The sequence below is a fragment of the Pararhizobium sp. DWP1-1-3 genome (genome assembly GCF_049896125.1).
Classification (GTDB): domain Bacteria; phylum Pseudomonadota; class Alphaproteobacteria; order Rhizobiales; family Rhizobiaceae; genus Pararhizobium.
Map to the genome: position 1 here is coordinate 99,500 of NZ_JAFCTR010000017.1, position 24,233 is coordinate 123,732.

The following is a 24,233-nucleotide window of genomic DNA, read 5'->3' on the forward strand; positions in this document are numbered from 1 at the left end:
GATTGTGGCGCCGAGATTGGCTTCACCTAAGGGGCAAGGCGCGGATTTAAATTCCGCGTTATCGTTGATCGACGAACCGCACGACTATCGGCCCGCGACTAGAGCGTTCCCGTCACTGGAAGGGGCGGTTTAAGCTCGCGCCAAGGTGCACGAGCGAGAGCCCGTTTGATGCGCCCCCCGTGGTCGTGGCCATTATCGCGGCAAGGTTCCGCGCTAAGAAAGCCGGATATCCAAGGCTTATCTGCTGAGCGTTTCGAGGCGCAAGGTCAGTGTCTGGGACAAATATTGCTAGAGTTCGCAAAGGCTTTTGGCGGCGATGCCGATGGCCGGCGGATCAATCTCGATCTGATTGCTGGCCGCGACCGAAGTGTCAATCAATGCTATCAAAGCGGGAATTATCCCGAGAGCCGAGCGTGTTATTGTATCTTCCAATTCGGCCAAACCCGCAGCGCGGGGGATGTACATGATTTCGCGAAAGTTTGACGTTCGACATAACATCAGTTTCTTCAGGGCAAGTCACAATTTTGCATTGCAGCTTCAGCGAGCACAAAATTTTTTCAGACTGAAGCGGAAGCTAGGACCACCTACGGTTGGATTTCTTCGACCCAAATTAAAAGCTCAGATATTTGAATAGCGCCTTCATGGGGTCCCGGTAGCATCCCTAGCTCTTCGCTAAGTAAGTGTCGGCAAAAAAGAAGGCCAGCTTCATTATTGTGAACGTCGGATTGGCACTTCCCGCCGTGGGGAAAACCGATGCACTTACCACTGAAAGGTTGGGAACCGCATGACAACGCAGATCAGCGTCGACAATCGACTTTTTTGGGTCAGTTCCCATGCGGGTGGTTCCTGACGGGTGCGCACATGCCTCGGCGTACGGAATGATGGCTGCATCGTTATCCAGAGCCGTCCAAGACCAGATAAGCGGGCAAACGAGATTGAGGCCGGCTGCTTCCCAATATAGTCTGAGTCGCGCGATTGTGGCCCGAAAGGTGCGTTCTTCACTTTCCATCGGCCGCCAATCTAGTTTCGCTTTCGGGATTCCCAATATGTCTGTGGCAGATGATAGCGAAATCGTGTTCTGCCAATTTGGTAGCTGTTCCGCGCAAAGCATCATCTTGAATTTGACATCGGGTGGAACATAGAGCTGACTTCTCATCAGCCGCCAATAGGCGGCCTTACTCAATATGCCCGCGCTCTGCGGCAAAAGAGAAAGCTCCTTCCAGTTGAACTGTCGGCGCTGCAGACCCTGCATAAGTTTCTTGAGGCCCGCAAGTGGGCCGTTGGCAAAGTCCATTGCGATGTAGGCAAAAGCGCTACCAGTCCCCGCCTCTTCTTGCGCGTGATGTGGTAACTCCAAATGAAGATCGCGTCGGGTGGCGTTTAAAAAACGGTATGCAAAAAAGCGATTGGTCAAGTTCGCGTAGGCACGCGCTATTTCAGCGACCTCAATTTTGAGGTGATCTTGAAAGTAATGACCCAGCACGCTGGCCTTTCCGAACACCTGCCCATCGGCGCATCGGTCCATCAGAAGTAGCAGCCTCGTACTTTCGATTGTCCCTGCGGCAAGCACATAGTGCTTTGCGACGACGTGTATCGTCTTGCCAGCGGAATTCCGAGCTGCCAACTCGGCCAATCGCCCAGTTTCACGGTTAACGGTAAAATTGCAAGCAGTTGCGTCGAGCCAAATTTCAAGATTTGGAGTGATTTGCAGTTCCCGTTTTAACAGTGTTGCAACGTTGCATTTAGTGAACGCTGGACATTTCGCCCATCGGACTTCCATACTATCATCCGACAAAAGGTCTTCCCCGATGCCTTGCATCGCTGTCTGATCAAACGGGCCGTTAGCTACCCCGAAAAAGCGTTCTATCTCATCCGAATAGCTATCCAGGCCCGCGATGTTGATCGGCCAAGCGGGCAGATCGACATGCGGCCGCTCGTCAGTATCTCGATCGCTGAGGGGTATCATCCTCCCGCCCCAACGGCTCGACGTTCCTCCCAACCCACGGTAACGACCGGATAGCTCGCGGCCGTATCGTCCAGACTCGTCATCCACGAAGTTCAGGTTTTGGATCTCGGAATCAAATTCCTTTTTACCACTCTCTAATACAATTACCTTCCGACCAGCCCGGGCAACGCGAATTGCAAGGAGCAATCCTGCGATGCCCCCTCCGACGACACAGAGGTCTCCCGTCACAATGGGCGTTGCATTAGTTGTGGATGTGAGATCTCTAAAAGCCATGAGAGAAGAATGCGGCGGTTTCACGCAATGTAAAGTCAAACAACTGTTTGAGCCCGCACTCTATGGTCGTACGTTAGCGCAGCTATCGTACCCGCGTGACATAACGTCCTCTCGGTGACCTGTGCCCAAATACTCCAGTCGAATTATCAACATCCACCATTCATTATGCACCAATTGTTGAATATCCACCTTGCGTCCGGCCCCCAGTGCGAGTGTAGGCATAGTTACATTCCCGCGGGTTAGCATTTTCTAGACGGGCGGCAGAGGGAGGTAATGGTGAGCACCCCGGGGCTTATAACGCCTAGAGTTATCGCATATTAAAATGTTAAACACGGAAGCGGAGGACTTTGGTCGCTTGACGGGGCAATTAGCTATTGCCCGCCCCCAGCGACGTTGAGGACGTCGAATGATGGAGGTGCGGGCCACGCTGGGGCGCGCATAGATTGATGGCAACCAGATCAGTTCTGTATGTCACCCAGCGTCCTTCCATAGGGATTGTTTTCGCCAATGGATGTCATGCTAACAGTGCAAAGTCATAGCCCTTACCTCGCAGTACTCCTATTTCGATGCCATCTTGCGTTCAAATGTTCCGACGATCTCACCTTTTGAAAGCACATGGCCCTCCATGGGCGCTGTGCGCCCGGTTCAAGCCCAAGCGTGTCGACGTCCAGTGCAAAGACCTGGAAATGATAAAGATGAGCGTTATCGCCGACGGGCGGCTTGGGGCCTGTGTAACCAATTGAACCCCTGCTGTTGGCACCCTGCTTCATGCCCTCGGGCTCCTGCAGCACTGTCAGGGCGCTGTTGGGCGCGAAATCTCCCGCGCCGACTGGGAAAATGCATGGCGCTTTACGAAAGGCAACGGGTGGCGACGCTGTGCATCAACACTTGCATCCGAAACCGAAGAACTAAACGCCTTCCAAGCCGCGGCGGCTCGGGCGGCCCCGGGCGCATCAATTGCCTCGAGACATGCGGTCATCGCTAACCGGGAAACAATTGTGTCGCAAGGCCAGTCTATCATAAGCGCCATTAGGGCGGCGTATGGACCGTGGATTGTTTGTCTGCCCGATGTTTCCAGATTAATAATGATTGGCTTCCAAGTCATGTAGTCCTCCAACCTCGAATGGACGTTTGGTGCGATGGCGCTTCAAGGTAGATACTAATTGGCGAGCCATTTGTTCCTGTCCGCTTCCGTACGCCACTATGCCGAATTCCGAGCTCCGTGATAATTTTCCTCCTTTATCCATTGTAAGGACCAGAATATTAGGTTTGAAGCCCAACCGTTCCCCGGGTGCCCGCGCGGGTTGGCGACCACCTTGGTCTCGCCTATGCGTTAGTCAACGTGTTGATAGACGTGACCATGCACCCACAGCGACGGCTTACCCTTTCAGTAAATCACTAGATCAATTTCCCATCATTAGACTTGATCGTTGAACCAGCACTACTGCCGTATTGAACTGCCAGCCATGCCTCGATCATCTGGGTAAGTACGGCATGTATGTCTTCGACAGGCGTTCCCTTCTCTTGCTCAGCCTTAACGCGTGCTGTCCACAATCGAATGTCCGACCCAGTTGGTTGTTTGCCGCCCATGACAATGTTCCTCCACAACGATCGTGCAAGTAAACACCTTCAGGTTGCTGCAAGCAACTGTTCGTGGCTTCGTTGGAGTGTCCCAAGGTAAGGATCGTAAATAGAGGATGGGTACAGATGCCCTGGGCAAGATCCCGTTTGGTTGGCGTGCCGTGGCAATTTCGAGGAATCGAAGCGAGTAGCCAAGACGGTCATCGCCGCGAAGTTAATGCTGATCGTCACATATCTGAGGTCCTAAGAGCTTACGCTTGGCGCTAAGGGTTGCCAGCCGGTCGCTTCAATGACCGTAGCTTGGTCATGAATGCGAAGAGTAGCTCATGAATTCTACTTGGGGGAAATGCTTCCCCCGTGGTTATGTATTCTACACAACTTGGAAAACGAGACTCCAATCGCCTTCGACCTTGAAACCAGAGGAGCCACGCGTAGCTGGTCAAATCTATGTAGCACCACCGGACAGGCATATGATTGTTGATGAAGGATCGGCCCTTCTCCTTCGTGGTCCGAAGGAAAACTGCGCTCAACCCGCTGTGGACCCGTTGTTCCGGAGCGTGGCTGAGAGCTACGGCCCCGCCGCGATCGGCTGATCTTGACGGGTAATTCAAATGATGGGATGGCTCGTCTATATGAAATCAAACGCCGCGGGGGGATTGCCATCGCCCAGGCTGCGTATGGTGCGGCCTATCCCGACATGCCGACAAGCGCAGCTGCCCATGTTGCGTTAAACTACTGCCTCCCGCTGGCGGAGTTAGCAGGATTGCCATCATGCCATCCCTGCCTCCTGGCATATCGATATCTGTAAAAACGATGCGGATATCAGCTCTTGCCTCAAGGATCTGAACAGCTTCAAAAGCGTTTGTCGCCTCTACCGCTTCAAACCCGGCCTCTTCGACAAGATCGATTGCCATCATCATCAAAAGCGGCTCATCCTCCACCACAAGGACGACCGCCTAGAGAGGGTCTGGGCTGGTATTCGCCTGCCGTTGACACTATGGAACCCTCAAAGTGCTGATTTGTTCCAACGTATCCCGACGCGGATAGTCTGACGCATCCTGCCTACCTAATGCCAATTTGCGCAACGGTGAAGCGTGGGGCGAGCTTGTTCCATTGGACTGTCAACTACTACGATATGCCTTGAAGGACGTTTTGTGGTCTACTCGTAGCTAAGTGTTTTCAGCACCGGGAATAGACCAGCTGGCTGAAGAGCGCAGCGTCACAGTCCGCTAGAGTGCGTTGGCACCACCCTGATGTAGTGTATGTCTCGACATACGAAGCCAGTTTTGATTATACAGTTCGCCAGCGTGAAAAGGTGTGCTGACGGTCTTCGATCTCGCAAGCCGATGACCGAAATTTTGGAGCTTTAATGACGACGACGCCTGAGACCCTTAAACCCCTTCTGTGGGAACCGAAAAACCTCATCCGCGCTATCGAGGCGGCCGGGGTCACTCTCTGGTCCTGGAATGTCGATACCGACGCCTTTGCGATGGACGACCATTCCTATGACCTCTGGGGAATTCCACGCGGCGTCGACGTTACCTTCGAAGATCTTTCCGCACACATACATCCAGCCGATCGCGACAGGGTGCGGGCCGCCTTCACGGCTACGCGTGCTATCATCGGGGCGTATGAGATCGATTTCCGGATTATGATCGGGGACGAACTCAAGTGGATTTCCGCGCGGGGTCAAGGTGATGATGTCGGAATGGTCCGGCGGATCATGTTTGGCATTTTCATTGATGTCACAGGTCGCAAGCAAGCCGAGGAAGGCCGGGAATTGCTCGCCGGCGAAATGAGCCATCGGGTCAAAAACCTTCTGACTATAGCTTCCGGCCTAACGGCGATCACCTCGCGATCGACATCGACTGTCGGCGACATGGCCCGCGAATTGACGCTTCGGCTAACCGCTTTGGGGCGCGCTCACGATCTCGTCCGGCCTGTCCCCGGTCAGACGGAAGCCCCCTCGGCGCTGCTCGGCGATTTGCTGACCGTGCTCCTTGCCCCTTACGACGATCTCGGGGCCTTTAGCGGTCGTATTCGCGTGTCGGTGCCTCGAATGAGTGTCGGAGAAGCCGCGACGACCATCGTCGCGCTGATCGTTCACGAGCTGGCAACAAATTCCCTGAAATATGGCGCACTGTCTGTTGATACGGGCACGCTCGATGTTTCCTGTTCAGCGCATAACGAAGCCGTCACCATTGTCTGGACGGAGAGTGGCGGTCCAAGGATCAAGACGCCTGAGGGGATGAGGGGCTATGGAAGCAAGCTTGTGGCGCGTAGTGTTACCGGGCATCTGCGCGGTACGATCAACTACAATTGGGCAGAAGACGGTCTTGTCGTGACCCTGCTGGTCGACCCGACGCGTTTGGCAGCGTAAAGACTTTTGGTCAAAAAGCTTGCGCTGCGCCGCAGCCGTGTTCGCCTCATCCAAAAAGGGGGCCAGTGCTCGCACGTCAGTCACTTTGGTAAAAATGCTCGGGCTATGTCGTCAGAAATCCGATCCTCCCCGCGTTTGAACAGAGTTGTGAAGGTTGCCTTGATCCGCGCGTGCCAGTCGCCGAAGCTCGAGAAACCCCCGCACTGGGCGCGAGCAGTTAAAATTCGACGAGCAGACCCGCATCGCCCGGAAACAGTGGAACGCGACGCCCCCGTTGCAGCGTCCGCTAGAGCTGAAACCGATGCGCGCGAGCTGGCTGACAAGTGCCGTATCGCACGTGTTCTTGAGGATGAAGCAGCCCGCAAAGCTGAACTCGATCGCCGGTTCGCAAACCACAAAGCCCGCCAGGCCTGACGTTCGTCAGTCTCTCAGAGGGGCTGCCGGCAAGGCATTCCTTCGACGGACATGCGCCATCTTCCTGTCTATCCATCGCATCGTCGGTGTGACCGCCACACCGTGAGCGACAATGGAAGCAAGAATGATCAAGAGCACGGTGGCCCAGACAATCTCAACCTTGTCGAAGTTGGCCTGGCCGGTCGCATAGGCAAGATAATAGATCGATCCCAAGCCTCTGATCCCGAATATTGCAATGATGATACTCTCGCCGGGCGCATGACCCGTTCCGGTTAGGCTTAGCCGCCCGAGGACAGGGCGCACGATCACGAGCGTTAGTGCGGCAACGGTCACGATCTTCCAGTCGATATTGGCGAACAGAGATCCGCTGGCCGCAATGGCTCCAAGACAGACGAGAAGAATCATCATCAACAGACGCTCGATTTGCTCTGCGAAGTCGTGCAGCTGCTGGTGGAAGTCGTGTTCCCTTTCGGCTTGACGGAAAGCCACTGCTGCCAGAAAGACGGCGAGGAACCCGTAGCCGCCCAGGAGCTGCGTAATCCCATAGGCCGTGAAGGTCATCCCAAGCGCAACAAACCCGTCTTTCGTCCGCGATAGACTTCTCACGCTGATCTTGAACGCCAGCCAACCGAACAGTTTGCCAGCGGCCCATCCCAATGCCACGCCAATTGCCAGACGCCAAACGATATCAACGGCAGCCCAGTGCTGGAAAACCGCCGAGCCGTCCTTGTCGGCGAGCGCTATGGCGATGGCGAGATGGACGAATGGAAAGCTCAATCCGTCATTGAGGCCAGCCTCGGATGTCAGTGCAAACCGAACTTCATCTTCGATCCCGCTCCCTGGTGGTCCAACCTGGATATCGCTGGCAAGAACCGGGTCTGTCGGAGCAAGTGCGGCACCCAGCAACAGGGCAGACGCGAGCCCCAGGCCAAGTATCGAGAACCCGAGAAACGCGATGGCGCCAATCGTGAGCGGCATCGCGATGCCCAGCAGGCGCCAGGTCGTCCTCCAGCGTCGCCACCCGATGGGTCGGTCAATTTTGAGACCGGCGCCCATCAAAGCAACAATGACGACAATCTCGGTCATCCTTTCCGTGAATTCCCTGTTCTCCAGCGGATTGAACGACGGCAGCAGTCGATAAGGAGACCAGGCCAGAAACATGCCGATGGCGATACACAAAATGGGAAGCGACACTGGCATGCGCCGCAATACCATCGGCAGCCATGCCGTCAGAAGAATGACGATCCCCAGGATGGTGAGCGTTACGATGTAGGGGTCCATGGCCGCTCCGTCGAATGTTCTGGTCCGCCTACGCGTGCACATCGAAGGTACGGCTGGACGATTGGCCTTCGCCAACTTGTCTTACTCAGTCAAAACCGGCCGAATAGCGATCCCCTGCCGATAGTGGCGAAAAGGGGAGTGCGCAATGGGACGTGTAGAAAGATCGTATTTGTGAAAGAGTATTCCCCCGATTTCTTAATTAGGATGCTGTCACTGCCTGACAACAATGCGAGCGCCTTCAGGGACACGATTGTAGAGGTCGATGACATCACCGGACGCAACCCGATGATTGCGCCTTCCCAATCGATCGCCAGTCGGGATTTCCATGCAGGCGATAATGCATGTCCTCCCCATTCGGGAAAATATACAGGGCGCGGGCGCCAAGCGGGTTATCAACGCCTGGAGCCATGCCGCCATTTCCAATCGAGTATCGTGTCAACTTCGGTTGCCGTGCAACCATTTCGTCGGATGGATTCTAGCGCGGCCATTTTTCCGCCACTGAATGACCCCTTCCCCCTGCCAGCCGAAGCCGTCCTTACCGATACTGACACCGTAGCGTACTGCAGTGCCACCCTGCTCGACCAAGTATAAAAACCAGCGTTTGGTGTCGACGACAACAGTGCCAGCCCGTTCGCCTGTCGGATCGCTAATGCGCTGCCGGTAAAAGCGCTTTTCGATTTGACGATAGGGATTCCGGCAGGTTAAAACCTTCGTCGGTGGTTGCCGCATATATTTGGGCGGGGCCGGGCTGGGTATTTTGCCGGGGGTCCGGTTCAGAAATTCCGGCATGAGAGAGCCGATGTCAGTTGTACTGCAGCTTTGCAGCGCAGAGAGCGGCGCCAGACCTGCACAGAGTAACAAGTGGCGACGAGGTAACACAGATGATGATTGTGATGATGTGATCCGGTGAATTATGTGCTGTGGCGGCGGGGGACGGGGTGCGCAATTCCGACGGCCGACGGATGATTTTTGGATGGCTTCAGGATGTTGCTGGTATGGTTCGTTGTTCATGATGCCAAAAATCGACAGAGCAATCTGTATATCCAGCGCTCTGGTGAGACATGCCCGGGTATAGGGCTTGGGTATGAACGGAATACTATCGGGCAGGCTTGGGGGCTCGACCCGCCCAGTCGTGACTAAGATACGGACAGAAGGAAACGCGTGCTTCACCAGGACCGCCAGGTCGGCGCCGGAAGAGCCGTCAGCGAGACCGGCATCAGTGAAGACAAGTGAAATTCCTTCCCCCGTTGCCAGCAGCGCCATCGCATCCGTACAGGTCCGCGCTTCAAGAACGATATGCCCTATGTCGTGAAGCAAAATCGCTACCCAGCATGGCAATCACGGCCTCGTCCTCTACCACCAGCGCTATGCTGACTGGGGCGCTCATTTCTTATCCGGCTTGGGGGTGGTATTTTGTTCGAGCGGCGATGTCTTCGACATCAGGCTCTGAAAGATGGCATCGTTCTTAGTGCGCCATGCCCTATCGTCAAGCCAGACGTAATCCTGGTCGGGCATGAGCGGCACGGATTTCACCTGGGCGCTGGAGATTGGTAGGAAGAAGCTCGTCCTTGCGCGGTCGATGACCAATGACAAAAGCGGAACAACGAGACTGTCTTTACCTGGCACGAAAAACCCGCCAGAGGCGACAATCACATAGTCCTTTTGGTCTTTCGTCCCGATGACGACGTTGCGAGTTCACCGACGATGCGGTCGTCTGAGGTCCGGACTTCTGCCCCGACAATTTCGTTGACAAGCAGGCCGGGATCCAACGCGCTGATTGGGACAAGCGGGCCTTCATTGAGAGTGCCGCGGCTACCCCTTATTTTACCAAGTCGTTGCTGCAGGGGTTCACCTGCGGCCTGTTGCTGATCAACGGCGTCTTCGTCGGTTGTACCACGCTCGCCCAGCGATGGGGCAGCGATCAACTCGCGGATATTGCCGAGGAGGCGCTCGCAATCATCCTCTAGGCCATAGGTCCAAAGTAGAAAGGCCGCATCCCGCATGGTCCGAAGGTTAAGCACGAGGTATCGATTATTCGGATCACGCAGCTCTGGTTTTTGTGAGATCGCGTCCGCGAGCTTGGCATCTGATATGTTGCATGCAGCAAGCACAGGGGTACCGAACAGGGCACAGGCAATTGCAGCAGCGGTTGCCGCTGTTTTGATTAAAGCCATGGAAATGGTCCGATCGGCGGATGGTGCTTCGACGTCGTGGTGTGAAGCACGTCAATCCGGAAAGAGCGTATCGCGTGACGCTTCGATCATACCATCAAACGCGTCATGTTTCGATTTGTTCCACCTGCCGCAAAATTTTATAAAATACACATGGCGGGGAGGCGAAATGATCGCACCGGGTCAAAGACATGGTACATGGCACACCACTCGGCACTGCTGGCGGCTACGGCAGAGCAGACCATTTCTGCTTGATATAGGAATTTCTTCTACTAATATTGCTCGTGGATGGGGACTTATCCCGGCATTCTTACGAGCCACCTGAAAGCTTTGCTGCGACCGCTATGAGTGAAGCCCGAGCGATCCTGCCGCGCTGGTTTGCACCTGCTTCTCTCACCTTGACTACCACCTTACGTGGCGTTGAGCCATTGGAGCGGATCGAAGTCTGGTCTCAAGGTTATCAGAGCGTTTCCACGATGCCGTAGGCAATATCGATCGTAGGCCCCATCGGCCGCCGTCAATCTGGGGCCGCCTAATCAACCGCTCACCAATTTCGAATGTCTTGCACTCTTTGCGCCGACTCGAGATTTCTGTGGTACACCTATTCCGGCTTGCATGACCGCGGCCTGAAACGCTTCACGCGCCTCATCGCTGCCCGATGATGTGCTGATCGTCGCTCGGGCCAGTCGATAAGGAGCGCAATGAGCGCGGCGTATGGTCCATGGATGGTCTGCGGACCCGCCATTGGCAAGTGAACAATTATCGGCTTCCAAGTCATACGTTACACCTCAACCGTCTCCTGCGGGCGGCATCCGCTTGAGGACCCATGCCGTCTTGCGAGGTTGCCTCTCTTTTCCGCTCGGTCTAAAGGCTGGTTCGAGAGTTTGGCCTCTGGACGGCGTCCGCTGCAGATCGCCACGCTCTATATATTGCGTACCAACAACGACGCTGTCGGATAGTTCCCCTGCGAAATACTAATGTTTTGTTTGAAAGCATTTCGAGGTCGACGATACACGCAGGTTGACTGGCACCGGTCTACAACGGTGTCGGGAAACGATGTTTTGGGCAAATTCGATATGTGTCGGCAGGTAACAGCCCCTCACGATAATCGTTAAGTTGAGTCCGGTTATGTCAAATCCGGACGGCCGTTTCACACGTTCAACGCTTGTAAGTGTCAGCATTTGACCAAGCCGACTAATGTGACGTGGTTTCATATTTTGAAAACAAAAGATGAACTTTTGTAGCTATCGGCAGTTAGGGAGTCATTGAAAGTGGTGAGACGCAGAAACTGCCCTCGTTCACGACATCAAGAGAAGCTGGCACAAACGTGTTCCGCGCCAGCTAGATGGAGGAGATGGCAGTGCAGCTATCGACGACATTTTTCCTGCCAATAGGTGCGCTACCACCCTTCGCAGCCGATCGCGTAGATAAATGTCCCTATGACAACGTAAAAGTGGTTAGGAACGTCCGTGAAAGTCCCGCAGTTAAGCGCACCCCTCTGTGATATTGACGATAACTGCACGGCACGTCACCATCGGTAGCTTTGGATAGAGATAATAGACAAGTCGCATTACGGCTTTGCACATAAATCTCATTTTTCGCCCTTTGATCGGAAGCGGCAGCGACCTTCGAGACATAGTTTTTTTCATGTTCAGTATCAACACATCGCGTGCACGATTGTTGAACTCCATGCGGAAACAAAAAGTGACGGAGTTGTTAAACTCGGCAAATGAGAGATTGGTGTAAATTCAATCGATTACCTGCTCATTGTACTAAGAATCTGGTCGGCCGCGCGAGCACCCCCCACCCGTGTACGACGTAAACACTGCGTGTAAATTTAATGCACGCTCAGCCCGGACCTTTTGGTCCGAGGCATTTCATTTCCAATCAGCCGAACCTCAACTCACCTCTTAGAGCGGTCGCCGTAGCCGAGCATGCGGGGCAAAACCGGGCTTATCAACGTCCTTTTGGCCGCTGCAACCCGCTCGCGGCCCTTTAAATCTCGTCCCGTACTTGGCCATGAGCAACTACGGCAAAGAGGCCAGTGCCACCGATGATGTTGCCAAGGAGGGCGGGGAGAATAAGGCCGCCGACAGCCCCGAATAGCGTCGTTTCGCCGGCCAACATCAGCAACCAGGCTTCACCGGAGCCGGCAACGACATGACTAAAACCGCCAAGTGAGATCACGTAAGTGATCAAGACAATGACCCAGAACTCGTTGCCGCGGGCGTTGGGCAGTATCCATGCAATGGAGGCAATCAAAAAACCTGCCGGTGTTGCCAACAGCAAGGTTTTCAGGAAATCATGTTTTAGAATCGCTCTGGACACTTCCAGTGCCGCGCCAAGCTCATCGGGTCCCACGATGATTTGATTGCCGATCAACGCGGCGACAAGGAGGGTGCCTACCATGTTTGCGAGGAACACGAAGGCCCACAAGCGAAGAAGCCTGCCAAAGTTGCGGCCGGTTGGATGAGTTGCGAGTGGAAGAACTGCGGTCACAGTCGTTTCAGTGAACAGTTGCAGGTTACCAAGGATAACGACGACAAAGCCGACGGTATACCCGAGCGACACAATCAGCTCCCGCCATGGCGCTTCGGGCAGCCGCATATAAAGGAATGCCTCTGCTAATATTGAAGCGCAGATTGCCACGCCGGCCGCGAACCCGGAAAACAATAAAGACCGGGCGGGACGGTCGAGCTCTTCGTCGCCCTGCAGCCGAACGACCTCGTGAACCACCCTGGCAGATCCGGCGCCCCTGTCACTGACTTCCCGTTTATCCTCCTCAGACATATTGCCGGAAGGCTGGGCCTCAAGATCGGGTGCTGGAACGCTGCTATCTAACATCTACATCTCTCCGCGATTGCGCGCCGGGTCATTCCACCAGCACTTCGTCGGTGAAGCGGCCGGATCTAACCGCGACTGTGGCAATTCCACATTTTCGGGCTGCTTCGATGTCGTATGGCGTGTCCCCCACGACGATTGCCTCTGAAGCAGAAATCCCCTTCACTTTAGAGAGGGCTGTCGAAAAAATATCAGGTGCCGGCTTGGTGTTTTTCACGTCACGGCTGCTTGTCGTCGCTGCGATAAGATCGCGAACTCCAAGAAGGTCTAGGTAGTAATCGAGATCGTCCTGCGAGGCGGAAGAAGCCAGCACGACCTTCTGTCCGAGTCTGTCCACATGAGCTAAAAGGTCACGTGCCTTAGGAAAGGGCTGCACGTCGCTCCGATACTTGGCCTTGAATATATCATTGTGCGCCTCGCCAAGCTTTTCTCGTCCCAAGTCATCCAGGTCCGGAAGGAGCGCGGGAAGAAGCATATCGGCCCCTTTGCCGATCTGGTCGTGGATTACATTTTGCTCAATCGTTACTCCGATACGGGAAAAAGCTTCTTTCCAAGCATCGACGTGCATGTCGTTGCTATCAACCAGGGTGCCGTCGATATCAAAAAGGATTGCTTTGATCTGCATAATGGGATCCCAAAGTGACGATTATCCAGTGCATTATCGTTGTCGAGCCACGTCAGTCATGGCGTTTTGCTGTTCGACCAGGTATTGCTCGACGTCTCCCCCGCAAGCGTCCTTCAGTTGCGTCGCGCTGTATCCAGCTGCTTGCGCCTGGATCCAAAGCTGCTTCGCCTGGGGCTGGAAACCTGCCTTTTCGTAGTGAAGTCCGGGAACGCCGATGACGTCTTGCACTCTGTCATCTAGCCAATCATCGATGGTCTGCATCGCAAGTCTCCTTTGAACGCAGGGTTACCGGGGAGCTGTTTTACCCAATCAACCACTGTCGGGCTCAAATGTTCACGCCCATCGCATTTAATGCAGGATCACCGGCTGGCACGACGGACTTGGCAAACGCGAAGAATGGGGGCGCCCGCATTTAAAAGAGGCAACACGAGCCGGCCCGTTCTATGCCCCTTACTTCCGTCATTCGGGCGATGGTTCGGCTGCCTCTGCCCCCGGAGAAGGAACGGGCGTTGCCTTTCCGTTGCCATTGGTTTCCTCGTTGGGCTGGCTGGACTTCTCCTGCCGCTTCAGATCTTTCTCGATCGTTTCGCGCGACCCCTCTGCTGGGTCTTGTTCCGGACGTTCGTTTTCTTCGGTCATTGCGATCTCCTTAGCCCGACAAACCCGCAGTATTGAACAAAGTTCCCGTACAGTTTTGCCACCAATGCCATCATGTCCGTAAGCCCCATGGAGCGGAAGCGATTTACCCGCTAAAGATCGTGTCCGAAGCGAGCGAGCTCTTAAAACGCGTCAGGACTGGCAGTTCGTGGCACGCCTACGCTGCAGCCACCATCTCCCTGATGGGGAAGCGGTTCTGGTCAGGAATTCCCCGCTAAAGCCCACTGAGAAACCGTTCCAGACGCCCGCCGTGGGGTTTGTGCGGTCTGGGTCTTGAAACGCAGGAGCCAACGATGACATGCCCCATCCTGCCCATCCTGCCCATCCTGCCCATCCTGCCTTTCCTGGGCGTCACGCTTTCTCTCACATTCATTGCTGGAAGCGTCATGGCAATCCCCAAGTTTGTGGCTGACGCCGAACCGGAAAAACTTGGCAACATCGAATTGCGTCTCTATGGACTTCCCGGCCAGTGCCTATCGATCGCAGCAAGCAAAGCTTCGAACGCCTCCCGGCTCTCGTCGTTCAACAGCCGGAGACCGCCAGAACCAACTAAGGACCGCAGAGAATTGTGACCAGGGCGAGCCTTGCTCCCAGGGGGGTATACCGAACCGCACGGCATGGATCAGAGCGAGGCGGCATGACCAGTCCGCTGCAGGTCAGCGGTGGCGGTATCGGTCGAAGCTGAGAAATCGACCGCCGAGACCAGGGCGACATCAACGTTGGGCTCTCGCCGATCGGCCTCGGATGCAGGCGCCTCCGATCCCAACCCCGACACAACAATAACTTTAACCTCTGCTCAAGCAGCGACGGACACGCATCGCCAGGACCAACTGTGGTGGCTCTGCTGAACTCATTGACGTGAACAGCATTCACCAGTCGGATCTGTTGATATAACATCCCACGTCATCGTCGCTGATCCGGACCGCCAGGGAGAGCCCCTGCCTTGTTGGAGGCAACCGTCGCGAAACCGGCATAGCACGCGGTCTGGCCGTTGGTCAGATCGACGTCGACGCGCATGCCCCGTGTCGGAGCATTATAGGGAGCATTAAGTGCCGAGCGGAAACGCTTGGTCGACACGGGGCAATGCCGAGGTTCTCGTTGCTGGACTTCGATTCGCCGCCGGAATTATCGCCGCCGAAGACCCCGCTTGTTGAGGTCGTCTGCCGGGCGAGCATAAAGCTGGGAGGGATAGGCCAGGTATTGCGGCGTGCCGTTGTTGACCGGATCGACGGCTACCGTGGTTTTGGCTGCATCCTTCCGCTTTATTGTCTTATCGCGTAGACCGCCAAGCTTAACGTGCCTTAGCGCTCGCCTGATGGTGTGAAGTGGGTTCAAGTGTTTCCAGACCAGCTGTTGATGAGTTGTGATGATGGTGCCGCAATTTACAGACAAAGCCTTGCCCATTCGGAAAATGCAAAAGCGGGTGATGAAAAGAGATTTCGCTAAGCTTCGTTGCACACTCACATCTGAAGCGACATATTAGTAGACAGTAATTTAGTGGACTGTAATTTGGTTATTAATTTATCAATCGAATTAAAAGGAAGGTTTTTGACATGCCTGCATTTGACTGGTTCAAAGAAAGAAGCGAATTCAACTTGAACTATGCCAAGAAATTCTTGGACATCGCAAAAGAAACCTCGGCTAATGCAGTTGGCGCTGAAGAAAAAATGTTAGCAGAACAAGCCATTGAGGAAGCGGATATAGCGATACAACTACTCTCCGATGCAATCGCAACGGGCAATACAGACGAAGGGCAGGAATTAGAGCGGGAAGGCTTAGAAGCCATCCGGCAGTGTGAACTGCAGATTAAGCTTGCTGAAGACGCCAAAGCAAATTTCGCGAACAAACCCTAAGCAGTAAAGCCGCACGGAAAAAAGAACCGGCAGACTGGTAGGGGATGTGACCAGTCTGCCGTGGGAAGGAACAAATGGCTCAACTGAAGCCGCGCTTCATTTACTTACGAAAACGATCAGCGAATCATTCGCGAATAATCAATGATTGCGTATCCGTTGTTTACCACTTCTGGTGTGATTGGTTCATTAGCCATGCAACATTTCGCCGACGGGTCAAAGGTTTCATGGACGGAACCAAAGAACGGGAATGCGGGTGCCAAAACATGGTTGCAACAGGCGAAATGTGGAAATTGTACGAAGTGAAGCAATCATTGCCGCCCGAGAAATTGTAGCTGAACAGATTTCCTTCGGCGTGCAGGTCGGCGACCAAGCTTTTGAAGCCACCGACGAAGAAGGCTTCATCTTCTTCAGACTGGCTTTCCGAGACCTTTTGCACAGCCGAGACCACTTTTCGATTAGCCTCGGCACCCCTACGAACAATCTGTCCTCGGACAGTTCGTTGACACGGATGCACTAGCTCAAGCCTTGCCTAAGAGCTTCTGGAACGGCTGGCCGCTGATGTCAGGCACCGGTCATTCCGTGGCAGCCTTCGAGGTCTTCCGGCTCCCATTCCTGCGGTTTAAACGTCTCGATTTCAACCTCATCGCGGGTGTAGGCATATGTGTACCTGCCCATGCGGCCAATGGCATCCATAAGCGGCTGATCGAATGGAGGTTGGACAGAGCAACCGCATCCCTGCGCACGAACACCCCAACCACTTCACCGAAAGTGCGCGCCCATTAAACGTGCGCTTGAGAACGACCTCGCCGCATCCAAGCCGGGAAAACCCGCTGCCACGCAGCCCGCAGCTTGGTGAAAATTCGGAACATACCGTCGCTCTTGCGAGTTCACGCTGTGAAAGGAGCCGCAAATGTCTGAGATGTTGAATGATTCGAATATCTACTCGCTTGAGGCACTCGCAAGAAAACACGGTTTTAGTGTTCAACAAGCTCGACGACATATCAATCGGTTAGGCGTAGTGAGAACGGAGATCAATAGCTTCTTGGCGTCTTCATCGAGAACATGGGAGCATATCAGACATCATCAGAACCATCGATGAGCTTCCCTTCGGGTGATTGGGGTCAACGATTGTCCCGGCCGTATCGCTCCAGTGGCGACACTCAGGCGAAAACTATGCTGTGATGGGAGATTTGCCGCGTAAGTCTCGTCAGCAAGCGGGGGGAGATTCAGATTGATAATTTGGCATCTTTCTTTTGGCTGGAGAGTGCGCAAGCATCTGTGGTTTAATGAGGGCCCGTCGCCCCCCGGCGGAGTGGGCGTGAGCCTCGCCCTGACACACAGCGCCCTAAGGAAATCTGACCGTCAAATGCGCGGTGCCGGTGAGATCATGCATTGAATCTCGGGCTGTGCGAGGCTAACCGATGCATCCAATTTTTCGTTTAGGTTTAGCAAACCGTGTTGAGATGGAAGAGCAACCGATCAGAGCTTCTGGAGAACCCAAGGGCGCACCGCCGTCCAGCGAACGGCCCACTGCGGTCATCGGAGACGAGGTGGCGCGCCAACTTGGTGGCCGAACCCGAGACATCCATCTAAACAGCGAGCTGTCTCGTTTTTTCCAAGAGCGCTCCTGGCCTCAGACGTCTAAGATCATAAGGGCATGGATGATCTGGGTTATTGTTCTCGACGTCCTCACGCTATGTCTCAACGCATTCTTGCTACCTGCCGAGATTGTCTTGTCGATGCTTCTGCCGGCCGCGATCCTCCCACCCGCCGCCATAACGGTCGCGATTTTTTTTCGCGAGCGAAGGGCTGTGCGGCTGCAGGCAACAGTCCTGCTTGTTGGCGTTTTCTTTATTCTGTTGTCCGTTGCTTTGGTGGGGGTTGCTACGGGTGGTGAGTTTTACGAGCGGCATTTGACGATCATGCTTTTCGTCGCTGTGACCGCCATCGTCATTTTTCCGATTCCGCTCCGCTGGGCTATGGTGATCGGCGCGTATGCCGTTGGTCTTTACCTCGTGTTTCAGCTTGGAAACCCGGACATCCAGCCCGGAAGTGCAGTGGCAGGAACCCTTTTCTTCGCGAGCGGCATTGGTGCAACCTTGGTGGCGCGCCGAACCGCAACGATCCTCGCGCACAAAACATTCCTCCTGGAGTTGCGCGACCGCAGACGCCTCGCCGATCTTTCTGATGCTAATGCCCAGCTCGAACTGCTTGCGCGAACGGATCCGTTGACGGGGGTCGCTAACAGGCGCTCGATGATGGAGCGGCTTAAAAATTGTTGGAAAGCAGCAGAAAATTCAGGGGGCGCTGCAATTTTGATGTGCGACATTGACGATTTCAAGTGCCTGAATGATAGCCTTGGGCATGCGGAGGGCGACCGCAGCCTGGTGAAGGTTGCCGGAATAATCCAGAGCAGCCTGAGAGATGATCATGATCAGGTGGCCCGCTATGGAGGCGAAGAGTTTCTGGTCCTGCTCCCGGGCGCTGACAAACATGCTGCTTGTGCGGTAGCTGAAACCATCCGTAAACGGGTCGAGGCCGCGTCCCTCCCCAACCCTCTGTCTCGCGTGATGCCAATTGTGACGGTCAGCATCGGCGTGGCGATGACTATACAGTGTGGACGCATTTCCGCTGAACGCCTCCAGAGCCAAGCAGATCACGCACTGTACTTTGCCAAGAGTCAGGGGCGGAACCAGGTCGTTGCCACTGCAGAGACCGAATGACCAGCGACGAGGTGGTCGACTAACAGTCCGAGGCGCTGACTGTAATGGCCCGATAAGTATCCTTATACGACCGCCCACTTAACAAATTCGCGCGATATGTGTCCATTAAGAAAACTGTCGTTGAGCCAGCTTCCTACGCTGGTCGCCGAGGAAATGGTCGTTCCGCCCCTTCTGCGACCCCCCGGCACCCATGCTCCTGATAAGGCCGGCGGCGCTTCTGCATCATCGGGGCCGCCAATCCTGTCCAGGCCGGGATGGTCCGTTTGCTCTGTGGGCTCACCAATTCATAATAGATTGGAATGCGGCTACGGGGGTTGCTTGAAGGGCCTTGGTGACCTCAGGCGACTTCAAGGCGGCGGCAGGCAGCGGTGGCGGGATCGATCGAAGTCGAGACATCAACCACTAAGCCCAGAGCGACATCAACGTTTGGCGCTGCTTGATCGGTTTCGGATGCAGGCGCCTCCGATCCCAGCCCCGACACAACAATAATTGTAGCTCTTCGAAGCGCGCCTTGCAGAGCTGCTCCCGAGTGGCAACTCCAGAAGACCGACACGCATCGCCAGGACCAACTGTGATCCAGCTTGGCACGCCCATACATTTGCCTTTTAACGAGCTTCAGCTTGTTGATCTGTCCTTCGACCTGGCCGTTCGACCAAGGTTCGGTGATGGCGGCGGACACCGCTGCCTTTTCTTGGGGGGCGAACAGACTGTCGCGCGCATCAGCGATCCACGGGTCGAGTTCTGTCCTGCCCTTCCTTCGGATCATTGTCTGGAACCGATCAATTAGATTGCGGGCTTGGATCAAGGCGGGAACGCCGGCTTCTATGGCCGCAATGGTGATTGTGTCAGCTTTACTCAGTTTATCGCGAGCAGTTGTCATCAATCGGGCAATCGTTCTGGCGGATGGCACTTTTTGAAGTTGCTGATCGCAGACCCGCTCAGACCGCCGTCGCCTTGCGGCCCACTCCCCGACGACACGAGAACAACCACGGAAGCCTTTGCACTTTAGCTGTCGCCAGAGTTCAGCGCCGTTGTGCTGCCCATATCCCCAGAGTTGATCTAACAGCGGCAGATAGGCCTCAAGGGAGCTTTGTCTGACACGGAACACATCAGTTCTGTGACCGCGGACGATCTGGCGAACTGTTCCGCTGCTATAGCCGGTTTGTCGCACGATTTCCTTTATGGAACGCCATCGGAGGAGCTTGGTGATTGTCGAATTCACGTCCTCACGCCGCAGATAGCTGTCATATTGCAGTCGTTCAGCGCAAGTGAGTAGCGCAGGATTGATCGTCGCAGCACCAATCGCGGTACGGATCGCTCGCATGGATTTGCGCACGACGTCGAGGAACGCCGCGCTGGCGTTCTCATCAAATGCCAACGATCTGCGACCTGCATGGCATGGGGTAAAGCCTTGGCGGCAGCTCCACGATAGCCGCCGCCTCGATCGCGGGAAACAATCGCTATTTCGGGGTGCTGAGCAAGGAACGTCGAAACTGTCGCGATCTCCCGATCGGGCAGAAGTTTGATAATCCTTCGCTTCTCAAGATGACATACGACGGTGCCATAGCGGTGATTGCGGCGGAAAGCCCAATCGTCAACGCCGACGACGTTTAAAGCATCATCCGGCGCCATGGATTTTGCTGATTCCTTTCTGATAACCGCGCCAGTTTCGACCGCGAAATCATTAAATATGAGTCAGACCCAACATTCCATGCTTAAACACACTCCTCGAGCATGTTCCCTCTTTGCGGAACTTTGCGCGACGGTTTCACTCTTCGCCGAGCGACATCGACGACCTCGTGCAGGAAACATTGGTAAAAGGCATTTCCAACGCACACTAGGTTCCGGGGGGAACACAGTTGCGATCCTGGCTGTTCACAATCATGCGCAATACCTTCTGCACCAAGTTCGGCCTCAACAAACGAGAGCATGTTGGTCTTGCTGATGATGCGGCTTTACATCTCGGCGTCCCCGCTGTTCAGGAATGGCGGAGGCGGCCGTGGCCGAAGCGCGATCGATCACTGGGGAACATGATGGTATCGTTGTGTGGAAGCAGGCTGTGGACACGGCAGTTGGAGACTACCGACCCAAAACGATCGCGTTTAGAATTGGCCAGATCCCCGAAATCGGCTAATACAACCTAGCAGGCCCAGATGGAACCTTAATTTCCGGCTGCGAAGACCCCTTCAGCGCCGGTAAGCCTTTGCCATTATCAAGCGCGGGCAGCAGGACCATGGTTGCCCCGGCCGATGGCCTGTGGCGGCGTCTTCGCATGCGCGTTCCCCTTCAAAGGTCATAGGGCGCCTCCTCCCGCGCGCCTTCCGCGCGCTAGCTCATCTTGGCCGGCGGCTGGAAGCGAGGTGCTTTGACGGGTTAATTGATAGCCGACAGGCCCCGATGTCGATTCCATGGAACTCTGACTTGCTTCCCTGGTTCTTTACTGAAAAGAGGAGAAGTCATGATTGACCGTGAACGCATTAAAGAACGCGCCTACTCGTTGTGGGAAACTGAAGGAAACCCAGATGGTTGCCATGCCGAGCATTGGGTACGGGCGGAACAGGAAATTGACGTCGAGGATATGCAATCGCCTGCCCCCGATGCTCCACTACCTGTGATGTTTTCGGCCGCGATAGCTTTACCCGATCGATCCACGGCGAGTTGCGAGGCCCTGACTCTTACAGATGCCTGCTACTCCCATGGCCTCTACTGGATCATCGATGGAGCGCTTCGAAATGCTCGAAAGTAGGCCTGTTGAGGACGGCTGCGTGAGACTTTCCGCCATGCGAGGCGAGCATGAAAAATAGCTGTCTGTTCGTAGCTTTGGAATCCGGAGCTCTGTCGTTCCAGTTGTGTTTCCCAATCGCGTCGCGATAGCCGTCGAGGTGGGCGAGACGGAGCGCGCTCTTCCCGCTAACGCCAGACAGTTTCTCCGTGGCAACGCCGATCATATTGCGCAGAAATTCAATACGCAGCTCGGGGTAGCGGGCACGACATCCGTGTGACCCACGAGCTAAGTCGACCTGCCCTCCATCTGATCGCGTGATCTCCGGATCACCCGGCGCAGGCGGTTCTTCAACAAGAGCATTGGGGCAATTGATCTTCATCGACGAGACCTCGACCAATAGGAAGTTGACCAAGCGAACGGGATAGCCGCCAAGGGGAAAGCGCTATCGTAGCCATGCACCGTTCGGCTCGTGGAAGACCCAGACCTTCATTGCCGGCCTGCGCTGAAATAGTTTGACGGCACCGTGGATCGTTAACAAGGCCATGAACGGCAAGATCTTCGAAACCTGGGTCGAAACCAAGCTCGCACCGACCCTGTCGCCGGGCGACGTCGTGATCCTCGACAATGTCGCCTTCCACAAAAGCCGAGAGCCGAGGAACTGGTCAAGGCTAAGGCGCCTGGCTTCTCTTCATGCCGCCCTATTCGATCAGGTCCTCAAAGTCCCCGATGCCCCAATTGCGCCCGGACCGCAATTCGTAGAGTTGCAGACTGATACCCCAGACGCGCGCCCTTTCGAGGATATTCGGCATGTACGATTTGGGTATGACCTTTGGTGGCTGCTTTTTGAGAGGCGCTTGGCCCGATTTTTCATCCACGCCCAACGCGGCAAAAACCTTCCACTTCGTCTCGTCGGCAATTGGTACTTCCGCCTTGTCGGGGGACGGCCGTGTCAAGGCTGATCCCATGTTGTGTGGCTAGCCGGTCGAGATGCAAACCCATGGCGGTCTCACTTCCAACGTCAGATCTGCGGACATTAAGTTCGAACGGGACTGATGCTCGAACACACGGACCACACGAGCGGCCCACTTCCTCTCTCCACCCCGAAGCGCTTTTCCAGTCTGGCACGATTGGCGGCGCGGCGGCCGATGGTTCCGGTTATCGTAATCTGTCGGAATGTTTGGGTCCGTTGCGTGGTTCCGGACATCCATATCAATCCCATTGACTATACCAGTCAGATTCTCGCGCCGCGTCGACGAGATACCCTAGAGGCTCATTCCAAAATCCTCGGTGAGGATTTCGCGCGCGTACAGAGCGCGCAGTCTTGCCGCGCTGCGATCGCAGGGCGCAAGGATGCCGAGGAGGCCCGCGAGATATTCATTGTCGCCGCGAAGGAAGCGAACCTTTTACATTGACTATGGTGCGGCGCTCGCCTCGCGTTGTCGCAGATGTGGAGTATCGATGACTATTTCTTGGATGAATCCCGTTGGGTTACAGTTCCCTGAGAGTGGCAAGGTACTTGTAGGAGGACCGCAAGACGCCTTGGACTACCTGTTAACGATTTGGCCGACGGAAGGCAGCGCGCTGTATCAAAAATGTAGGGTGGTCTGCATGGAAGCCCTAGAAGGAGTTTTGCCGATCGAAGAAGCGCGTATGATTTTTCGATCGGCTGCGGAGGAGGCCGGTATTGCCTCGTCTGGAAGTGATCGATTGAGCTCGTAATGGAACTGGTGAATGGGATGACAACACTGTTTAGGAATCCCAAGTTCATCCAGTGAAACCCCCGGCCCAAGATGGCCAGTACGCAGCACGCGACTCTGATTGTGTCTTGGCGTTGGACGGTAAGGTTCAGCAACTAATCGAAGAAGCGTTTCGTGCGGGTTGGACGAGAGAAGAAACGGCGGCGGTATTATCTATAGTCGCGAAGCGCAACGCGACGGTCGTGTCAAATGTAAGCGAGGGACAGCCTTAGGGTGCCGCTGGAACAGCAGCGGGAACCGGTTATGACGAACCGCTATCGGCTCAAAGAGTTTCTGCCTCATCAGCCCACAAAGTCCATTTAGCCCCGACATACCAGGCGATGGCCGCACGGGTTGCAGCTAGACGCGTAGCGCGACAACGAGATCACCGCGTCGGTTAATGACGAAATCATCAGCCCTTCCTCTCAATGGCAGCTGCAATATCTCCACATCGGAACAAAAGACACCGCGGCCGGTTTAGTAGCGTTCAAGCCTGCGTCTAACGACCGAAGCGCGACCTCGTTCCAACACTAGGACTTCAAATGACAAATTATCCGGCTGATGAACCCGTCGTTTTTGAGGTGGCAACGCTGCGAACTGCTCTTCCGACATGGATAGTAAGCACCGTCGAATTGGTGGAACTTGCCGGAAATGCGGAGCGTGCTGCAAGAGTGGTCAATCCTGAAACCTTAGAGCGGTCGCGTAAGCTGATCGTAGAGGTCGCCGAATGGCAGCATAAATTGGGCGAGTGGCAAAAACAGCAGCTTGGACCGCGACTTATGGCCGAGCTGCGCATCCTCAAGGCGACATTGGACGCATCTATGGATGAGGCGAACGCAGCCGGAGCGAGGCTAAAGCTGTTTGACTAACCCATCTATTTTTATGAGTTGTAATGGCCCCATAAAAATCCGGACACGATCTCCCACTTAACAAGTGTGCGAGGTAATGTGCCCATTATGACTAGTCACAATCCGAAGATAGAAGTCCTGCCCGGTCCTGAGCGCCGC

23 protein-coding genes and 5 pseudogenes are annotated in these 24,233 nt (G+C 55.0%); 11 read left to right on the forward strand and 17 right to left on the reverse strand.

What is annotated here, in order from left to right; genetic code table 11:
* Nucleotides 1-661 precede the first annotated feature (661 nt).
* From ACP7BS_RS25585 to ACP7BS_RS25600, 4 genes are all read right to left on the reverse strand, one after another.
* Nucleotides 662-2,239 carry a GMC oxidoreductase gene (locus ACP7BS_RS25585; protein ID WP_426240335.1) on the reverse strand — a complete coding sequence of 526 codons (1,578 nt, stop codon included), beginning with the start codon at nucleotides 2,237-2,239 and terminating at the stop codon, nucleotides 662-664.
* Between the two features lie 542 nt (nucleotides 2,240-2,781).
* Nucleotides 2,782-3,009: a hypothetical protein gene (locus ACP7BS_RS25590; protein WP_426240336.1), complete on the reverse strand. Its 228-nt coding sequence runs from the start codon at nucleotides 3,007-3,009 to the stop codon at nucleotides 2,782-2,784.
* 23 nt (nucleotides 3,010-3,032) lie between these two features.
* A complete protein-coding gene (locus ACP7BS_RS25595; protein ID WP_426240337.1) occupies nucleotides 3,033-3,344 on the reverse strand; it encodes a DUF982 domain-containing protein in 312 nt (103 codons plus the stop codon).
* A 293-nt stretch (nucleotides 3,345-3,637) separates the two neighbouring features.
* Nucleotides 3,638-3,829 carry a hypothetical protein gene (locus tag ACP7BS_RS25600; RefSeq protein ID WP_426240338.1) on the reverse strand — a complete coding sequence of 64 codons (192 nt, stop codon included), beginning with the start codon at nucleotides 3,827-3,829 and terminating at the stop codon, nucleotides 3,638-3,640.
* Between the two features lie 317 nt (nucleotides 3,830-4,146).
* On the opposite strand from ACP7BS_RS25600, the pseudogene ACP7BS_RS25605 reads away from it, so the two are divergent.
* A pseudogene (locus ACP7BS_RS25605) lies at nucleotides 4,147-4,628 on the forward strand (chemotaxis protein CheB).
* Here ACP7BS_RS25605 and ACP7BS_RS25610 read toward each other — a convergent pair.
* Nucleotides 4,591-4,764 (reverse strand): annotated as a pseudogene (locus ACP7BS_RS25610) (response regulator); the annotation flags it as partial. The pseudogenes ACP7BS_RS25605 and ACP7BS_RS25610 sit on opposite strands and share 38 nt — an antisense overlap.
* A 425-nt stretch (nucleotides 4,765-5,189) precedes the next feature.
* Here ACP7BS_RS25610 and ACP7BS_RS25615 point away from each other — a divergent pair.
* Together ACP7BS_RS25615 and ACP7BS_RS25620 are read left to right on the forward strand one after the other, a co-directional pair.
* The gene (locus ACP7BS_RS25615; protein WP_426240339.1) at nucleotides 5,190-6,200 is read left to right on the forward strand and encodes a sensor histidine kinase; all 1,011 of its coding nucleotides are present in this window, start codon (nucleotides 5,190-5,192) and stop codon (nucleotides 6,198-6,200) included.
* 276 nt (nucleotides 6,201-6,476) lie between these two features.
* Nucleotides 6,477-6,614, forward strand: a pseudogene (locus ACP7BS_RS25620) (DUF6481 family protein); the annotation flags it as partial.
* A 6-nt stretch (nucleotides 6,615-6,620) separates the two neighbouring features.
* Here the strand turns inward: ACP7BS_RS25620 and ACP7BS_RS25625 are convergent.
* The 9 genes and pseudogenes from ACP7BS_RS25625 to ACP7BS_RS25665 form a co-directional block, all read right to left on the reverse strand.
* Entirely contained in the window at nucleotides 6,621-7,895 is a 1,275-nt protein-coding gene (locus ACP7BS_RS25625) for a cation:proton antiporter (RefSeq protein WP_426232201.1), read from the reverse strand.
* 210 nt (nucleotides 7,896-8,105) lie between these two features.
* Nucleotides 8,106-8,798, reverse strand: a pseudogene (locus ACP7BS_RS25630) (L,D-transpeptidase).
* Between the two features lie 480 nt (nucleotides 8,799-9,278).
* The gene (locus ACP7BS_RS25635) at nucleotides 9,279-9,548 is read right to left on the reverse strand and encodes a hypothetical protein (RefSeq protein WP_426240340.1); all 270 of its coding nucleotides are present in this window, start codon (nucleotides 9,546-9,548) and stop codon (nucleotides 9,279-9,281) included.
* A complete protein-coding gene (locus ACP7BS_RS25640) occupies nucleotides 9,545-10,069 on the reverse strand; it encodes a hypothetical protein (protein WP_426240341.1) in 525 nt (174 codons plus the stop codon). Before ACP7BS_RS25640 ends, ACP7BS_RS25635 begins: the two co-directional genes overlap by 4 nt.
* Before the next feature lie 598 nt (nucleotides 10,070-10,667).
* The gene (locus ACP7BS_RS25645) at nucleotides 10,668-10,844 is read right to left on the reverse strand and encodes a DUF982 domain-containing protein (protein WP_426240342.1); all 177 of its coding nucleotides are present in this window, start codon (nucleotides 10,842-10,844) and stop codon (nucleotides 10,668-10,670) included.
* Between the two features lie 1,217 nt (nucleotides 10,845-12,061).
* The gene (locus ACP7BS_RS25650) at nucleotides 12,062-12,910 is read right to left on the reverse strand and encodes a formate/nitrite transporter family protein (protein WP_426240343.1); all 849 of its coding nucleotides are present in this window, start codon (nucleotides 12,908-12,910) and stop codon (nucleotides 12,062-12,064) included.
* A 28-nt stretch (nucleotides 12,911-12,938) separates the two neighbouring features.
* The gene (locus ACP7BS_RS25655) at nucleotides 12,939-13,532 is read right to left on the reverse strand and encodes an HAD family hydrolase (RefSeq protein WP_426240344.1); all 594 of its coding nucleotides are present in this window, start codon (nucleotides 13,530-13,532) and stop codon (nucleotides 12,939-12,941) included.
* 33 nt (nucleotides 13,533-13,565) lie between these two features.
* Nucleotides 13,566-13,793 (reverse strand): hypothetical protein, encoded by a 228-nt coding sequence (locus tag ACP7BS_RS25660; protein WP_426240345.1) that lies wholly within the window; start codon nucleotides 13,791-13,793, stop codon nucleotides 13,566-13,568.
* A gap of 198 nt (nucleotides 13,794-13,991) precedes the next feature.
* Nucleotides 13,992-14,171, reverse strand: a complete 180-nt coding sequence (locus ACP7BS_RS25665) for a hypothetical protein (protein WP_426232214.1) — start codon at nucleotides 14,169-14,171, stop codon at nucleotides 13,992-13,994.
* A 311-nt stretch (nucleotides 14,172-14,482) separates the two neighbouring features.
* On the opposite strand from ACP7BS_RS25665, the gene ACP7BS_RS25670 reads away from it, so the two are divergent.
* On the forward strand, nucleotides 14,483-14,761 hold the full coding sequence (locus tag ACP7BS_RS25670; protein WP_426240346.1) for a hypothetical protein: 279 nt from the start codon (nucleotides 14,483-14,485) through the stop codon (nucleotides 14,759-14,761).
* 331 nt (nucleotides 14,762-15,092) lie between these two features.
* On the opposite strand, the gene ACP7BS_RS25675 is transcribed toward ACP7BS_RS25670, so the two are convergent.
* Nucleotides 15,093-15,266, reverse strand: a complete 174-nt coding sequence (locus tag ACP7BS_RS25675; protein ID WP_426240347.1) for a hypothetical protein — start codon at nucleotides 15,264-15,266, stop codon at nucleotides 15,093-15,095.
* A gap of 476 nt (nucleotides 15,267-15,742) precedes the next feature.
* Here ACP7BS_RS25675 and ACP7BS_RS25680 point away from each other — a divergent pair, with 476 nt between their 5' ends.
* The gene (locus ACP7BS_RS25680) at nucleotides 15,743-16,042 is read left to right on the forward strand and encodes a hypothetical protein (protein ID WP_426232216.1); all 300 of its coding nucleotides are present in this window, start codon (nucleotides 15,743-15,745) and stop codon (nucleotides 16,040-16,042) included.
* A gap of 1,421 nt (nucleotides 16,043-17,463) precedes the next feature.
* The gene (locus tag ACP7BS_RS25685) at nucleotides 17,464-18,765 is read left to right on the forward strand and encodes a GGDEF domain-containing protein (protein ID WP_426240348.1); all 1,302 of its coding nucleotides are present in this window, start codon (nucleotides 17,464-17,466) and stop codon (nucleotides 18,763-18,765) included.
* 574 nt (nucleotides 18,766-19,339) lie between these two features.
* Here ACP7BS_RS25685 and ACP7BS_RS25690 read toward each other — a convergent pair.
* A pseudogene (locus ACP7BS_RS25690) lies at nucleotides 19,340-20,388 on the reverse strand (ISL3 family transposase); the annotation flags it as partial.
* An 83-nt stretch (nucleotides 20,389-20,471) separates the two neighbouring features.
* Between ACP7BS_RS25690 and ACP7BS_RS25695 the strand changes: the two are divergent.
* Both ACP7BS_RS25695 and ACP7BS_RS25700 read left to right on the forward strand, forming a co-directional pair.
* The gene (locus tag ACP7BS_RS25695) at nucleotides 20,472-20,606 is read left to right on the forward strand and encodes a sigma factor (protein ID WP_426240355.1); all 135 of its coding nucleotides are present in this window, start codon (nucleotides 20,472-20,474) and stop codon (nucleotides 20,604-20,606) included.
* 617 nt (nucleotides 20,607-21,223) lie between these two features.
* Nucleotides 21,224-21,511: a DUF2934 domain-containing protein gene (locus tag ACP7BS_RS25700; protein WP_426232219.1), complete on the forward strand. Its 288-nt coding sequence runs from the start codon at nucleotides 21,224-21,226 to the stop codon at nucleotides 21,509-21,511.
* Nucleotides 21,512-22,188: 677 nt separating this feature from the next.
* Here the strand turns inward: ACP7BS_RS25700 and ACP7BS_RS25705 are convergent.
* Nucleotides 22,189-22,443, reverse strand: a complete 255-nt coding sequence (locus ACP7BS_RS25705; RefSeq protein WP_426232220.1) for a hypothetical protein — start codon at nucleotides 22,441-22,443, stop codon at nucleotides 22,189-22,191.
* Between the two features lie 99 nt (nucleotides 22,444-22,542).
* Here ACP7BS_RS25705 and ACP7BS_RS25710 point away from each other — a divergent pair, with 99 nt between their 5' ends.
* The 3 genes from ACP7BS_RS25710 to ACP7BS_RS25720 all read left to right on the forward strand — a co-directional run bounded on the left by ACP7BS_RS25710 (nucleotide 22,543) and on the right by ACP7BS_RS25720 (nucleotide 24,095).
* A complete protein-coding gene (locus ACP7BS_RS25710) occupies nucleotides 22,543-22,902 on the forward strand; it encodes a DUF982 domain-containing protein (RefSeq protein WP_426240349.1) in 360 nt (119 codons plus the stop codon).
* A 61-nt stretch (nucleotides 22,903-22,963) separates the two neighbouring features.
* Complete coding sequence (locus tag ACP7BS_RS25715) at nucleotides 22,964-23,209, forward strand: DUF982 domain-containing protein (protein ID WP_426232267.1); 246 nt, start codon at nucleotides 22,964-22,966, stop codon at nucleotides 23,207-23,209.
* 559 nt (nucleotides 23,210-23,768) lie between these two features.
* A complete protein-coding gene (locus tag ACP7BS_RS25720; RefSeq protein WP_426232222.1) occupies nucleotides 23,769-24,095 on the forward strand; it encodes a hypothetical protein in 327 nt (108 codons plus the stop codon).
* Nucleotides 24,096-24,233 lie beyond the last annotated feature (138 nt).

Bases quoted from the DNA above. Each gene is read 5' to 3' on its own strand.
- ACP7BS_RS25585 (WP_426240335.1), bottom strand. From the start codon at position 2,239: ATGGCTTTTAGAGATCTCACATCCACAACTAATGCAACGCCCATTGTG.
- ACP7BS_RS25590 (WP_426240336.1), bottom strand. From the start codon at position 3,009: ATGAAGCAGGGTGCCAACAGCAGGGGTTCAATTGGTTACACAGGCCCC.
- ACP7BS_RS25595 (WP_426240337.1), bottom strand. From the start codon at position 3,344: ATGACTTGGAAGCCAATCATTATTAATCTGGAAACATCGGGCAGACAA.
- ACP7BS_RS25600 (WP_426240338.1), bottom strand. From the start codon at position 3,829: ATGGGCGGCAAACAACCAACTGGGTCGGACATTCGATTGTGGACAGCA.
- ACP7BS_RS25615 (WP_426240339.1), top strand. From the start codon at position 5,190: ATGACGACGACGCCTGAGACCCTTAAACCCCTTCTGTGGGAACCGAAA.
- ACP7BS_RS25625 (WP_426232201.1), bottom strand. From the start codon at position 7,895: ATGGACCCCTACATCGTAACGCTCACCATCCTGGGGATCGTCATTCTT.
- ACP7BS_RS25640 (WP_426240341.1), bottom strand. From the start codon at position 10,069: ATGGCTTTAATCAAAACAGCGGCAACCGCTGCTGCAATTGCCTGTGCC.
- ACP7BS_RS25645 (WP_426240342.1), bottom strand. From the start codon at position 10,844: ATGACTTGGAAGCCGATAATTGTTCACTTGCCAATGGCGGGTCCGCAG.
- ACP7BS_RS25650 (WP_426240343.1), bottom strand. From the start codon at position 12,910: ATGTTAGATAGCAGCGTTCCAGCACCCGATCTTGAGGCCCAGCCTTCC.
- ACP7BS_RS25655 (WP_426240344.1), bottom strand. From the start codon at position 13,532: ATGCAGATCAAAGCAATCCTTTTTGATATCGACGGCACCCTGGTTGAT.
- ACP7BS_RS25660 (WP_426240345.1), bottom strand. From the start codon at position 13,793: ATGCAGACCATCGATGATTGGCTAGATGACAGAGTGCAAGACGTCATC.
- ACP7BS_RS25665 (WP_426232214.1), bottom strand. From the start codon at position 14,171: ATGACCGAAGAAAACGAACGTCCGGAACAAGACCCAGCAGAGGGGTCG.
- ACP7BS_RS25670 (WP_426240346.1), top strand. From the start codon at position 14,483: ATGACATGCCCCATCCTGCCCATCCTGCCCATCCTGCCCATCCTGCCT.
- ACP7BS_RS25680 (WP_426232216.1), top strand. From the start codon at position 15,743: ATGCCTGCATTTGACTGGTTCAAAGAAAGAAGCGAATTCAACTTGAAC.
- ACP7BS_RS25685 (WP_426240348.1), top strand. From the start codon at position 17,464: ATGCATCCAATTTTTCGTTTAGGTTTAGCAAACCGTGTTGAGATGGAA.
- ACP7BS_RS25700 (WP_426232219.1), top strand. From the start codon at position 21,224: ATGATTGACCGTGAACGCATTAAAGAACGCGCCTACTCGTTGTGGGAA.
- ACP7BS_RS25710 (WP_426240349.1), top strand. From the start codon at position 22,543: ATGCTCGAACACACGGACCACACGAGCGGCCCACTTCCTCTCTCCACC.
- ACP7BS_RS25715 (WP_426232267.1), top strand. From the start codon at position 22,964: ATGAATCCCGTTGGGTTACAGTTCCCTGAGAGTGGCAAGGTACTTGTA.
- ACP7BS_RS25720 (WP_426232222.1), top strand. From the start codon at position 23,769: ATGACAAATTATCCGGCTGATGAACCCGTCGTTTTTGAGGTGGCAACG.